Annotated in this window: 15 protein-coding genes; 3 read left to right on the top strand and 12 right to left on the bottom strand. The window is 60.8% G+C overall.

What is annotated here, in order from left to right:
• Positions 1–166: 166 nt before the first annotated feature.
• The 9 genes from BFQ01_RS14050 to ubiE are packed head-to-tail and all read right to left on the bottom strand — an operon-like array spanning position 167 to position 6,148.
• Positions 167–874: a 16S rRNA (uracil(1498)-N(3))-methyltransferase gene (locus tag BFQ01_RS14050; RefSeq protein WP_065925727.1), complete on the bottom strand. Its 708-nt coding sequence runs from the start codon at positions 872–874 to the stop codon at positions 167–169.
• Positions 871–1,662: a twin-arginine translocase subunit TatC gene (gene tatC, locus BFQ01_RS14045; RefSeq protein WP_027605034.1), complete on the bottom strand. Its 792-nt coding sequence runs from the start codon at positions 1,660–1,662 to the stop codon at positions 871–873. Before tatC ends, BFQ01_RS14050 begins: the two co-directional genes overlap by 4 nt.
• Complete coding sequence (gene tatB, locus BFQ01_RS14040) at positions 1,659–2,069, bottom strand: Sec-independent protein translocase protein TatB (protein ID WP_065925726.1); 411 nt, start codon at positions 2,067–2,069, stop codon at positions 1,659–1,661. Before tatB ends, tatC begins: the two co-directional genes overlap by 4 nt.
• Before the next feature lie 10 nt (positions 2,070–2,079).
• Positions 2,080–2,358: a twin-arginine translocase TatA/TatE family subunit gene (locus tag BFQ01_RS14035; protein ID WP_003171180.1), complete on the bottom strand. Its 279-nt coding sequence runs from the start codon at positions 2,356–2,358 to the stop codon at positions 2,080–2,082.
• Between the two features lie 26 nt (positions 2,359–2,384).
• A complete protein-coding gene (locus tag BFQ01_RS14030) occupies positions 2,385–2,717 on the bottom strand; it encodes a phosphoribosyl-ATP diphosphatase (protein ID WP_027605032.1) in 333 nt (110 codons plus the stop codon).
• A gap of 2 nt (positions 2,718–2,719) precedes the next feature.
• On the bottom strand, positions 2,720–3,112 hold the full coding sequence (gene hisI / locus BFQ01_RS14025) for a phosphoribosyl-AMP cyclohydrolase (RefSeq protein ID WP_012721796.1): 393 nt from the start codon (positions 3,110–3,112) through the stop codon (positions 2,720–2,722).
• 41 nt (positions 3,113–3,153) lie between these two features.
• Positions 3,154–4,758 carry a ubiquinone biosynthesis regulatory protein kinase UbiB gene (ubiB, locus tag BFQ01_RS14020; RefSeq protein ID WP_065925725.1) on the bottom strand — a complete coding sequence of 535 codons (1,605 nt, stop codon included), beginning with the start codon at positions 4,756–4,758 and terminating at the stop codon, positions 3,154–3,156.
• Positions 4,755–5,378: a ubiquinone biosynthesis accessory factor UbiJ gene (locus tag BFQ01_RS14015; protein WP_065925724.1), complete on the bottom strand. Its 624-nt coding sequence runs from the start codon at positions 5,376–5,378 to the stop codon at positions 4,755–4,757. The genes ubiB and BFQ01_RS14015 overlap by 4 nt, the downstream gene beginning before the upstream one ends.
• Positions 5,378–6,148 carry a bifunctional demethylmenaquinone methyltransferase/2-methoxy-6-polyprenyl-1,4-benzoquinol methylase UbiE gene (ubiE, locus tag BFQ01_RS14010; RefSeq protein ID WP_003171186.1) on the bottom strand — a complete coding sequence of 257 codons (771 nt, stop codon included), beginning with the start codon at positions 6,146–6,148 and terminating at the stop codon, positions 5,378–5,380. The genes BFQ01_RS14015 and ubiE overlap by 1 nt, the downstream gene beginning before the upstream one ends.
• A gap of 144 nt (positions 6,149–6,292) precedes the next feature.
• Between ubiE and BFQ01_RS14005 the strand changes: the two genes are divergently transcribed.
• The 3 genes from BFQ01_RS14005 (at position 6,293) to BFQ01_RS13995 (ending at position 8,089) form a co-directional block, all read left to right on the top strand.
• Positions 6,293–6,568 carry a polyhydroxyalkanoic acid system family protein gene (locus BFQ01_RS14005; protein WP_027605029.1) on the top strand — a complete coding sequence of 92 codons (276 nt, stop codon included), beginning with the start codon at positions 6,293–6,295 and terminating at the stop codon, positions 6,566–6,568.
• 105 nt (positions 6,569–6,673) lie between these two features.
• Entirely contained in the window at positions 6,674–7,096 is a 423-nt protein-coding gene (locus BFQ01_RS14000; RefSeq protein WP_027605028.1) for a phasin family protein, read from the top strand.
• A 12-nt stretch (positions 7,097–7,108) separates the two neighbouring features.
• The gene (locus BFQ01_RS13995; protein WP_065925723.1) at positions 7,109–8,089 is read left to right on the top strand and encodes a phasin family protein; all 981 of its coding nucleotides are present in this window, start codon (positions 7,109–7,111) and stop codon (positions 8,087–8,089) included.
• A 69-nt stretch (positions 8,090–8,158) separates the two neighbouring features.
• Here the strand turns inward: BFQ01_RS13995 and BFQ01_RS13990 are convergent, their stop codons facing one another.
• Genes BFQ01_RS13990 through BFQ01_RS13980 form a run of 3 tightly spaced genes read right to left on the bottom strand, consistent with a single transcriptional unit; the run spans position 8,159 to position 12,290 of the window.
• The gene (locus tag BFQ01_RS13990; RefSeq protein ID WP_065925722.1) at positions 8,159–8,680 is read right to left on the bottom strand and encodes a fimbrial protein; all 522 of its coding nucleotides are present in this window, start codon (positions 8,678–8,680) and stop codon (positions 8,159–8,161) included.
• 18 nt (positions 8,681–8,698) lie between these two features.
• Positions 8,699–9,718, bottom strand: coding sequence for a fimbrial protein (locus BFQ01_RS13985; protein ID WP_370671256.1), 1,020 nt, complete (start codon positions 9,716–9,718; stop codon positions 8,699–8,701).
• Positions 9,705–12,290 (bottom strand): fimbria/pilus outer membrane usher protein, encoded by a 2,586-nt coding sequence (locus BFQ01_RS13980; RefSeq protein WP_083244881.1) that lies wholly within the window; start codon positions 12,288–12,290, stop codon positions 9,705–9,707. The genes BFQ01_RS13985 and BFQ01_RS13980 overlap by 14 nt, the downstream gene beginning before the upstream one ends.
• Positions 12,291–12,332 lie beyond the last annotated feature (42 nt).

Raw genomic sequence — 12,332 nt, 5'->3', positions numbered from 1 at the left:
GCTGACATTTCCCAGTTTTTCGGCTAACCAACGATACATGCTGCGAACTCCCCTGGAACAAAGCTTGGACTTATTCACGGGTTATCGGCTTGCATACGGAATTCTGTAGCGACGCTGTCCCCTGTGGGGGGGAGCAAGCCCCCTCCCACAGGGTTATGCGGTGTGGTTAGAAAAGGCGGGCGAGCAGGGCGGTGACGGCCGTTTCGACGCGCAGGATGCGGGCGCCCAATTGCACCGGCTGCAAGCCGGCCTTGGCCAGCAGGTCCACCTCATAGGGGATCCAGCCACCTTCCGGGCCTATGGCCAGGGTGACCGGTTCATCCAGCCCACGGGGGCAGGCTGGGTAGTCGCCTGGATGGCCAATCAGGCCAAGGGTGCCTGCGGTCATGGCCGGCAGGCGGTCTTCGACGAAGGGCTTGAAGCGCTTTTCGATAACGATTTGCGGCAGTACCGTGTCCCGCGCCTGTTCCAGGCCGAGGATCAGTTGTTCGCGAATGGCCTCGGGCTCCAGGAAGGGGGTCTGCCAGAAGCTTTTTTCCACCCGGTAGCTGTTGACCAGCACCACTTTCGGCACGCCCATGGCCGCCACGGTTTGCAGGACCCGGCGCAGCATCTTCGGACGTGGCAGGGCCAGCAGCAGGGTCAGGGGCAGTTTGACCGGCGGTGGTTGGTCGAAGCTCACTTGCAGTTCGGCTTCGCGGGCTTCCAGGCGCAGCAATTGCGCGTTGCCCATCAACCCGCCAAGGCGCCCGACCCGCAGGCTGTCGCCTACGACGGCACGGTGGACTTCCTGCATATGCACCAGGCGCCGATCACGCAGGATCACCCGGTCGGCCGCGATAAAGTCGGCATCGAACAGCAGCAGCAGGTTCACGGCTGGGTCGCTGGCGGCTGGTCGTCGTCGGCGGGTTGGTCATCCGGGTGATCGCCACGCTTGCTGATCAGGCCGCTGAACAGTATGCCGATCTCGAACAGCATCCACATCGGCACGGCCAGCAGGGTCTGGGAGAAGATGTCCGGCGGCGTGAGGATCATACCGACCACGAAGCAGCCGATGATCACGTACGGGCGGATCTTCTTCAGGTACTGCACGTTGACCACGCCGATCCACACCAGCAACACCACGGCCACCGGGATTTCGAAGGCGACGCCAAAGGCGAAGAACAGCGTCATGACGAAGTCAAGGTAGCTGGTGATGTCGGTCATCATCTCCACGCCGGCCGGGGTGGCGGCGGCGAAGAACTTGAAGATCAACGGGAACACCAGGAAGTAGGCGAAGGCCATGCCGGTGTAGAACAGCAGGATGCTCGATACCAGCAAGGGCACGGCGATGCGTTTCTCATGCTTGTACAGGCCCGGTGCGATAAAGCCCCAGATCTGGTGCAGGATCACCGGGATCGCCAGGAACAGCGAGACCATCATCGTCAGCTTCAACGGCGTCAGGAAGGGCGATGACACATCGGTGGCAATCATCGTCGCGCCGGCCGGCAGGTACTGGCGCAGTGGCGTGGAGACGAAGGTGTAGATCTGCTGGGTAAAGGCGAACAGCCCGGCAAAGATCACGAAGATCGCGGCCACGCAACGCAGCAGGCGGGTCCGCAGCTCGGTCAGGTGCGAGACCAGCGGCATATGCTGGTCGTTTTCCGGTTTATCAGCGCTCATGGGGCTCGCGGCGGCAATGTAGGGTCATGGGGCGCGGGCGACGCAGCGGGCGTCGGCGCAGGCTCGGTTGGATCGGTCGGGGTCGGGGTGGCGGGCGGGGTATCCACCGCAGGCGCGATGCTGTGCTCGGCCCCAGGCTCCACCGGTTTGGCGGGCTCCTGCACCGGCGACAGGATCTTCCGGGCTTCCTGCTCCAACGACAGAATATGTTCGTTGTGCAGTTGGCGACGGATCTCGTCGGCGCCGATTTCCCGTTCAACTTCCTGTTTGATGGCGTTGAAACTGCGTTTCAGGCGCCCGATCCACAGGCCGGCCGTGCGCGCGGCACCGGGCAGGCGTTCCGGCCCCAGTACCAGCAAGGCAACCAGGCCGACGAGCAGCAGTTCAGAGAAGCTGATACCAAACATTAGTCAGTGCTCACGAGTCTTTGCGGGTCGGCTCTTCGACTTTTTCAGCCTGCACGTCGAAGGTACGACGCTCGGTGATCGGCTGGGTGGCCTGGGGGTGTACAGGCTGGGCCGGTGGCACCGGGTTGGCGGCCGGGTCGGCAGGCTTCTCATCGTCGTTCATGGCTTTACGGAAGCCCTTGATCGACTCGCCCACGTCGGTGCCGAGGTTTTTGAGTTTCTTGGTGCCGAATACCAGTACCACCACTACCAGAATGACGATCCAGTGTTTCCAGTCAAAAATGCCCATGCTGCAAATCCTCTAGTAAAAGTTATTTAAGCGGACGGGCGCGATGCCTTTTCGGCGTGCCCGGACAAGCCGAAGCGACGGTCCAGTTCATCCAGCACGGCCTGTGGATGCTGCCCCAGTTGGGCGAGCATGACCAGGCTATGGAACCACAAGTCGGCGGTCTCATAGATGACATCGCTGCAATCGCCGCTGATTTGCGCGTCCTTGGCCGCGATGATGGTCTCGATGGACTCTTCGCCGAGTTTTTCCAGGATCTTGTTCAGGCCCTTGTGGTACAGGCTGGCGACGTAGGAGCTGTCGGCGTCCGCACCTTTGCGGTCCTCCAGCACCTGGGCCACACGGTTGAGGGTATCGCTCATGGTCAGTGTCCTGCCGAGTAGATGGCGTGCGGGTCTTTGAGCACCGGCTCTACAACCTTCCATTCGCCGTTCTCGAACACGCGATAGAAGCAGCTGTGGCGGCCGGTGTGGCAGGCGATGTCGCCGATCTGCTCGACCTTGAGGATCACCACGTCGGCGTCGCAGTCGATGCGCATCTCGTGCAGGGTCTGCACGTGCCCGGACTCTTCGCCCTTGCGCCACAGTTTGCCACGGGAACGTGACCAGTAAATGGCGCGCTGCTCAGTGGCAGTGAGGCTCAGGGCCTCGCGGTTCATCCAGGCCATCATCAGCACGCGCCCGGTCTTGTAGTCCTGGGCAATGGCCGGCACCAGGCCGTCACTGTCCCACTTGATCTCGTCCAGCCAGTCTTTCATCTTCGGCTCCGGCAATTTGCGACAGTGTATAACCGGATGGGCTATCGACGCACGATCAGATAAACACCCACGGCGACCATGATGCCGGCCGGCCAGTGGCCCAGTTGGTTCAGCGGTCCGCCAATGGCCAGCATTGCCCCGCCCACCAGGTGCGCGGCGCCCAGCAGGCGCAGGAACCAATCGTCCTTGCGCTTGCGCCATGGCGGTTCCGGGTCTTTGGCGTGGGGCTGGGACATGCGCTCCAGTAGGTCGCGGGTCATGTTGGCCAGGTGGGGCAGTTGTTCCATCTGGCTATGCAAGTTGCCCAGCATGGTCTTGGGGCTCATGCGCTCGCGCATCCAGCGTTCCAGGAAAGGCTGCGCGGTGTTCCACAGGTCAAGGTCCGGGTACAGCTGGCGGCCCAGGCCTTCGATATTGAGCAAGGTCTTTTGCAGCAACACCAACTGCGGCTGCACTTCCATATTGAAGCGCCGCGCGGTCTGGAACAGGCGCATCAGCACCTGGCCGAAGGAGATATCTTTCAGTGGCTTTTCAAAGATCGGCTCGCACACGGTGCGGATCGCCGCTTCGAATTCATTGAGCTTGGTTTCCGCCGGCACCCAGCCCGAATCGATGTGCAACTGCGCCACGCGGCGGTAGTCGCGCTTGAAGAAGGCGAACAGGTTGCGCGCCAGGTAGTCCTGGTCTTCCGGGGTCAGGCTGCCGACGATGCCGCAGTCGATCGCAATGTACTGCGGGCTCCATGGATTGACGGTGCTGACGAAGATATTGCCGGGGTGCATGTCGGCGTGGAAGAAACTGTCGCGGAACACTTGGGTGAAGAAAATCTCCACGCCGCGCTCGGCAAGCATCTTCATGTCGGTGCGCTGGTCGGCCAGGGTCGCGAGGTCGGTGACCTGCACGCCGTAGATGCGCTCCATCACCAGCACTTTCGGGCGGCACCAGTCCCAATACACCTGCGGCACGTACAGCAACGGCGAACCTTCGAAGTTGCGCTTGAGCTGGCTGGCGTTGGCCGCTTCGCGCAGCAGGTCGAGTTCGTCGTAGATGGTTTTCTCGTAGTCGGCGACCACGTCCACCGGGTGCAGCAGGCGCGCATCGGCAGAGAAACGTTCGGCGGCGCGGGCCAGGATAAACAGCCACGCCAGGTCCTGGCCGATGATCGGCTTGAGGCCCGGGCGAATCACCTTCACCACCACTTCTTCGCCGCTCTTCAACTGCGCGGCGTGCACTTGCGCCACCGAGGCCGAGGCCAGCGGTTCGACGTCGAAGCGGCTGAACACCTCGCTGATCTTCTTGCCCAGCTGCTCCTCGATCAGCTTCATCGACTGCTGCGAATCGAACGGCGGCACGCGATCCTGCAGCAGCATCAGTTCGTCGGCGATGTCTTCGGGCAGCAGGTCGCGGCGCGTGGAGAGGATCTGCCCGAACTTGATAAAGATCGGCCCCAGGTCCTGCAACGCCAGGCGCAGGCGCGCGCCCCGGCTCAACTCCAGCTGCTTGCGCGGGAACCAGCGCCACGGCAGCACATAGCGCACCGCCAGCAGGAACCACGGCAAAGGCAGGGCGAACAGCAGGTCATCGAGGCGGTAGCGGATTACGACGCGCTGGATACGGAACAAACGGCGGACGGCGAGCAGCTTCATGCGTTATCGCTTGGATCAAGGGAACGGCTCAGGCGCTCGAAGCGGGCCTCGAGGCGTTCCAGGTCGATTTTGGCCTTGTCGAGCTCACGAAAGCGCGCTTGCGCTTCGCGTTCTCCGACCAGGGTGCGCGATTCTTCGCTCAGGTATTCGGCAAGGTTCTGGTTGAGGCTGGCGAACCCCTGCTGGTACCAGCGCGTGCGACTGCGCAGGTGCCCGCTGATCAACTGGGTGGCGACGGGGCCGATCCAGCGGGACAGCTCGTATTCCCAGTCCAGTTCCAGGTCCTGCAGTACGGCGGCCAGGTCCATCAGGACCGCGCTGTCGCCTTCCAGGTGCACTTCGGGGCCGTGGAGGATGGCGGTCTTGTTGCGGCTCAGCGTTAGGTGCAACAGGCTGGAGGCCGGTGCACGCAGGGTGCAGTCGGCTTCGGCAGCCCATTGAGTGGCGAGCAGCAGGCCTTCATCGCTGGGCAGGATAAACAGCTGCAGGGCGGGGCTGGTGCAGTCCACGGCGATGACCTTGCCGTTCAAGTGCGCGAGCCGTGCCAGGGCGGTGCTGTCCAGGCGCAGTACACGGTTGATACCGTGTTCGACGCTGGCGAGAAGGCCTTTGAGCAGCATCAGGGCTTGATGCCACGGTGCAGGGCGACAATGCCCGAAGTCATGTTGTGGTAGGTCACGCGGTCGAAACCGGCTTCTACCATCATCGACTTCAGGGTTTCCTGGTCGGGGTGCATGCGGATCGATTCGGCCAGGTAGCGGTAGCTTTCGGCGTCATTGGTGATCAGCTTGCCCATCAACGGCATGAAGGCGAAGGAGTAGGTGTCGTAGACCTTGGACATCAGCGCGTTGGTCGGCTTGGAGAACTCCAGTACCAACAGGCGACCGCCCGGCTTGAGGACGCGCAGCATCGAGCGGATCGCGTCTTCCTTGTGGGTCACGTTGCGCAGGCCGAAGGCGATAGTCACGCAGTCGAAATGGTTGTCGGGGAACGGCAGCTTTTCAGCGTCGGCCTGGACGAATTCGATATTGCCGGCCACGCCTTTGTCGAGCAGGCGGTCACGGCCGACCTTGAGCATCGAGCCGTTGATGTCCGCCAGCACCACCTGGCCGGTAGGGCCGACGAGCTTGGAAAACTTGGCCGCCAGGTCGCCCGTGCCGCCGGCGATGTCCAGCACGCGGTTGCCGGTGCGTACACCCGACAGCTCGATGGTGAAGCGTTTCCACAGGCGGTGCATGCCGCCGGAGAGCACGTCGTTCATCAGGTCGTACTTGGCCGCCACGGAGTGGAATACCTCAGCGACTTTTTCCGCTTTCTGGCTTTCCGGGACGTTCTTGAAGCCGAAGTGAGTGGTGGGTTCGGCATCGCTGCCTTTGCGCTGATCAGTCATATCGCTGTCACCAAAAGAGAATGCGGGACATGATAATCCCCAAGGCCTGCTTTGTCTTGGCAAGGCTGCAGGTAAGATAGGCAGGCACCGAGACCTTTTGCCGCATTCAAGGTATTCAAATCCCTATAAAGAGGAGTCATTGCAATGGCCCGTATAACCGTTGAGCGTGCGCATTCCCTGGGTAAAGAAGGGGCACGCGCAAAGGCCGAGAAGTTGGCGCATAAACTCCAGGAGCAATATGGCCTGGAGCCCTCGTGGTCCGGCGATACCTTGAACCTCAAGCGTTCGGGGGTTAAAGGCACCGTGTTGGTGGCGGATGATTCGCTGCGCATTGATGTGGAACTGGGCCTGTTGATGTCGGCCATGAGTGGCACCATCAAGTCCGAAATCGAGAAAGCCCTGGATAAAGCCTTGGCCTGATCCGCGAGTACTTAGGGTGCCGATTCTAATTTTCCAGCCTACTTTGTGCCCAGGTCCTCAACTCCTGCGGGCCGTTCCTCCCCCCTTTTCTGCGTGAGGTGCACCATGGCCAAAGTTATCCTGAAGAAAAAAATCGATGCTCAGACCGGCGCGTTGAGTGACGTTAAAACCTATGCCCGCAAGATCTGGTTGGCGGGTCTTGGTGCCTACGCGAAGGTCGGCAGCGAGGGCGGCGACTACTTCAAAGAGCTGGTTAAAACCGGTCAACATGTTGAAAGTAAAGGCAAAAAAGTTGCAGTGGAACAACTTGATGCGGCCAACAGTCAGATTGATCAAGTAAAGAGTAATGTCTCCGCGGTCAAAGGTCTGGTAGAAGTTCAGCTGGATAAAGTTGAAAAAGCTTTTGATACTCGCGTTGCCAGTGCCTTGAATCGAATTGGCATTGCGTCTAAACATGACGTGGAGACACTCTCTGCTAAGCTCGAAGAGCTGACGGCATTGCTCGAACGTGTCGCGCGTAAACACTAAGGAGACATCGGGATGGCTGTTAAAAAGACTACTCAGAAAGAAGGCAGCTCGTGGGTCGGGAAAGTTGAAGAATACTCCCGCAAGATCTGGCTGGCTGGTTTAGGCGTTTACTCGAAGATCGACAGTGACGGCAGCAAACTCTTCGAGACCTTGGTTAAAGACGGCGAGAAAGCCGAGAAGTTGACCAAGAGCGCAGTCGGTAAACAAGTAGGCGCTGCTAAAGCGACTGCCGGTTCGCGCATCAGCGATGCGAAGAAACAGGTATTGGGTACTTGGGGCGAGCTTGAAGGGGCGCTGGACAAGCGCCTCAACAGTGCTATTTCGCGCCTGGGCGTGCCGAGTAAAGCTGAATTGAAGGCATTGCACGGCAAGGTCGATACCCTGACCAAGCAGATCGAAAAACTCACCGGTGCCAAAGTGGCTCCTGTGAAAGCGGCTGCAGCTAAGCCGGCTGCCAAGCCTGCTGCAAAAACGGCCGCTGCCAAACCAGCGGCTAAAACGGCTGCCAAACCTCTGGTGAAAGCTGCCGCCAAGCCAGCTGCAAAACCCGCGGCCAAGGCAGCTGTAAAAGCAGTCGCTAAACCGGCTGCCAAAACCGCAGCGGCCAAACCGGCTGCCAAGACCACAGCTAAACCCGTGGCTGCGAAAGCAACTGCCAAACCTGCGGCCAAGCCAGCAGCCAAGGCCACCGCAAAACCGGCCGCTAAGCCCGCAGCCAAAACCGCAGCCGCCAAACCCGCGGCCAAGCCTGCCGCTGCTAAACCTGCAGCCAAGCTCGCCGCCGCGAAACCGGTGGCCAAGCCAGCCGCCAAACCTGCTGCGGCGAAGAAGCCAGCTGCAGCGAAAAAACCGGCAGCGCCTAAGCCTGCTGTTGCCGCCAAGCCGGCAACCACGGCACCGGCTGCTTCGGCGGCCAACTCGGTGTCGGCACCCACGCCTGCCGCCACCCCGACTGCAACGCCGGTCACCCCGACGCCAACCAGTCAGTCCTGATTTTTCCGGGACGCGCAAAAAATGCCCGGCCTGCAAAGGCTGGGCTTTTTTTTGTGCGCGGTTACCCCATCAATTATAAGTGATGGAAACGGTGACAGTGCTGTCCAGGGTACCTGCGGTAATCGCGGAGCCGGTTTTCCGGTACGACGCATTCATCGGTAACAACGCTCTTGCGCCGCTTGTGGCGATCTGGCGGGTGCGCTGGGCGACAGAACCATTGGCGGGAATGTCAGCGACGTTTCGGTGGGAAAGCGAGAGCGCCGTCCCGGCTGAGGTTCCGGTGTTGGCGAACAATGCGCCGTTGCCGCTGGACGGAGTGCCCGCGAACAGAAAGAACACATTTTGAATGTCCGATTCGCACTCGGCGGTAATGTCGAAATTTGTCGTACCCACTTCTTCGGATGAATCAAAATCCGATACTTTGATCGAGGGCAGGGTGATGGTGCGGGTCACATCACCGGCGGCCAGGTTGCAGGTGCCGGCATTGACCTGGCCGGTAAAGCGCAAGGTGCCCGTGGTTGCGGCCTGGACCGCAGTGGCGGCCAGGCTCGCGGTGATAGCCAGCAGCAGGGGCAGGGCTCGAATCCTCATTACATACTCCTCAGGTTTTTAGTTATAGGTGATGTTGACGGTCGCGGTCGTTTCGAGCCTGCCTTGGCTGACCGTGCCGTTCTTGTGATAGGCCGCACCCAGCGGCAGCACCGCGCGCCCCCCGGAGACCGGCACCGTGCGGGTGTTTTCGGTGCCGTTGGCGAGGATGTTCTGGATACCACCGCCAATGCGCGAATACAGCCACAGGGCGACGCCACCGGCAGTGCCCGTATTGGCGAAGAGCCGATCATTGCCAGGTGCGGGGGTACCGGAAAAGCGGAAGGTCACGTTGGAAGCGTTGGTGCAGTTTGCGGTTAACTCGAAGTTGCGTGGGCCCGCGGTCGTTGCGTTATTGAATGCGCCGACTTGCACCGGGTCGAGCGAGATCGTGCGGTTGACGTCGCCGGTTGCCAGGTCGCAGGTGGCGGCGGGCCTGACAAAGCGCACTGCGTTGCCGAGCCTCAGGGTAAAACTCTCCGGACGGTTATCCAGTCTCTTCACCCAAATGTTACCGGCAGGCACTGTCCCGTCTGTTACAGGCCCGGCTTTATAGAACCTCAACTCCGCGGCCATGAAGCTGGTGATGGGGCCGCTGAATGTGCGTTGTAGGCTCTGCATGGCAAAGAAAGGGTAAAGCGAGCCGGAATGTCGGATGCGCATGTGTACACCCACACCAGGAACTTCGGTCTCGTAGTACTTTACGTGAGACCTTGCGCTGTAGCGCCCGGTGATCGTTCCTAAAGTGTGGCCGCAATTCATGGTGTAATTGGGTGCCGTACCAGTGAATTCCTTAATGACAATTTCAGACTCCACTGGGAGGCTGTCCGGTACGACGATTGTGGACGGAAGGGTGAGTGTGAATGTGTCGTTCTGATACCTGTCACACGCCGCTTGAGCCGCAATCGGCGAGCCAAGGACCAGCACTGTTGACATGAGTTGTATGGCGCGTTTCATCTTCAGTCCCGCAAAAGAAATAGGGCGGTTGCAGGCAAGCAGTGCACTGGGCGTGCTTGCCTGCGCCGGATCAACTGCTTGCATTGCGCTCGCTCGACGGTGGCATGTGCTGTGCTGTATCGAGCCGGCAGGTGCCCGCGTCGAGATTAAGCAACCGTTGGGTGCCGGCAATGTTCGACTGTGCGCCCAAGTCGTAATGCAACTGGCATGCGGCGCCGGCATGGGGGCCCCACTTGATCGTCAATGGTCCCTGTGTACGAGACACTCGAACAAAGGCTTGACCACCCTGCCCGACCACCCCGACGCTCGCGCCGTCCTCATCAAACACATCCGCACCAAACGGCAAGGAGCTGCCATCCTCGCGCAGTGCCGTGATCAACATGGCCTGGCCGCTGACCGTCTCGAACTTAAGCTTCACCACCGAACCGGCACGGGGCGCTACGTTCTGGGCGGCGGTCTTGAGTTCCACATCGACCGAAAGATCCTTCGGGTCCAGCTCCACGACGTTCTGGCGATACGGGGTAAGGTGGGGTACCACGGCGTAGCCGCTGTTACCGACTTGCGCGCTGTGGTTACCGTTGATCCGCGCACCCTGGGCGTCGGGCGCCTGGACGATGCCGATGGTGTCGCCCAGCTCCGGAGCGAAGGTCACGCCGCCGGCGTGGGCAACGATGCCGCCGGTCATCCCCAGCGATACCGAGCGGTAGTCGCTGCTCTGCCCGTAACCGGCAGACAGCACGCCATGACTGGCCTGGTATTTCATATCGGCACTCGCGGCGTTACCACTGCCTCGGGTTCGACTGGCACCAAGGCCATAGCTGAATTCGCTGCGTTCGCCAAGGCTGCCGCCGACGTTCACGCGCTCGCCACTGTTTTGGTCGCCGTGATAGACCGTGGTGGTCAGGGTCGGCGAACGCGCGCCGCTGCCCAGGGGCAGGCTCAAGGTCAGATCCACCTGCTTGTCGACTCGGTCGCTCAACAGGTCACGGGTGCGCTGTGCACTGACGGTATAGTGAAGGCCCTTCCAGGTGCCGCTGTATCCCGCGGTAAAGGTCAGGTTGCCACTTGTGCGGTTCCAATAGTTTTGCGAAGAACCGGTCAGGTAAACCGAGCCGTTGCCCAGGCTCTGGTTGAGGCTTATGTCCATTCTGTCGCGCAGGCGCGAGACGCTGTCGAGGCTGAGTCCGTCGATGGCAAGGTCGCGAATCCGTGCGGCATCGCCTACGCTCAGGAACCCTTCAGTGGAATAGCGGTAGGCCCCCAATGCGAAGTGAGTGCCGGTGTCTGCGAAATTCTTGCTGTAGCGCAGTTGCAGGCTTTGTCCCTCCCGCGAACCGTGCCCAGGTACATGGGCATTGGAGTGGGTCAAGTCAAACGACACCGCACCCAATGGCGTGTTGAGTGCCGTTCCCAATAATTGTGAATTGTAGTCTTGGCCCACCACCGCGCCGGTATAGCCGGTCAGTAGATTGCTGAGGCCATGCTGGTAGGTCGCCTGCATCAGTGTGGGAGGGTGCCGAAGGCCAAGTTCATCGAGCTGGCCGATGCTCAGCGAATAGCGGTGGTGGCCGGGTCGCAGGAGGTTGGCGTTGGCCGCAAAGGGGACGATGAACTCCCGCTGACGGCCATCCGCCTCGGTGATCGTGACGGTCAGGTCGCCGCCATATCCGGTAGGGAATAAATCATTGAGTACAAACGGCCCGGGCGCCACCGACACCTCATCCAGCAGTACCCCGCGCTGGCGCACGGTAACCCGCGCGTTGGTCTCGGCAACGCCGCGCACCACGGGGGCAAAACCGGTCTGGGAATCAGGCAGCATCCGGTCATCACTGAACAGGCTCGCACCCCGCAGGCGGACGCTGTCGAACAGCTCGCCCGGCGTGTAGATTTCGCCGACCATCAATTGAGACTGCAGCGAGCTCATTTCACGCTGAACGTAGGTGCTGCTGCTCTGGTAGCCAGAGCCCACCGATGATTGGCTGTAGCTGCCGTTGTGGCGCCAATGCCAGTCGCCCAGGTTGAGCCCGGTGTTCAGGCCCAGGTAGTTGGAGTTGAGCGACTGATGCCTGGTTTGGGTGGCAAAGGTGTTGGCGTTGTAACGCACGAAGGCTGCGTCGATGCCACTGTCCCAGTGTTTGGGATCGATATAGCCCCGAGCCTTGCGTGCGAGGTAAATCTGCGGGATCTGCAGGTCAAGGCGATTTTCACCAGAATCGAACCGGCTGCTGGCGCCTGGCAGGTAGCTGGCAATATCGGCGCATGCGGAAAATACGGCGTCGGTCGATTGCCTGTCGACCGCCTCCATGTCGATGCCGAACCTGAAGAGCGCGTCACGCTCAAGGCACATCTGCGCAGTGTCTTGTCCGTCCATGGCCTTGAACGATAGCGTCTCTCTGCCTATCCATTGGCCGTTGAGATAAACCTCCGCACGGTAGCTGCCGGGTAGCACGACGTTGCCTTGGTTGAACTTTGAAATGTCGACCTGCAAGCCCGCTGCCCCGCCGGGAAAAAAGGCCGGGTTGAATACAGAATGCGTGGCGTCTTGGGCCGCTGCAGTGTGGGCGCCCCCCAACAGCAATAGACCTTGAGCTACAAGCGTCAACCTGAAAGGCGATATAAACCCGTTTTCGGGTCTGGCCGGTGTTTTCGAACTCATGGATACCGTTCCCGGGGAAAGTTGTGGTCCGAATTGCGACAA

The organism is Pseudomonas sp. 8 R 14 (genome assembly GCF_900005955.1).
In the GTDB taxonomy this organism is placed as follows: domain Bacteria; phylum Pseudomonadota; class Gammaproteobacteria; order Pseudomonadales; family Pseudomonadaceae; genus Aquipseudomonas; species Aquipseudomonas marginalis.
Note: the sequence above shows the minus strand (reverse complement) of the source record. Positions and strands in the feature narration are given on the sequence as shown.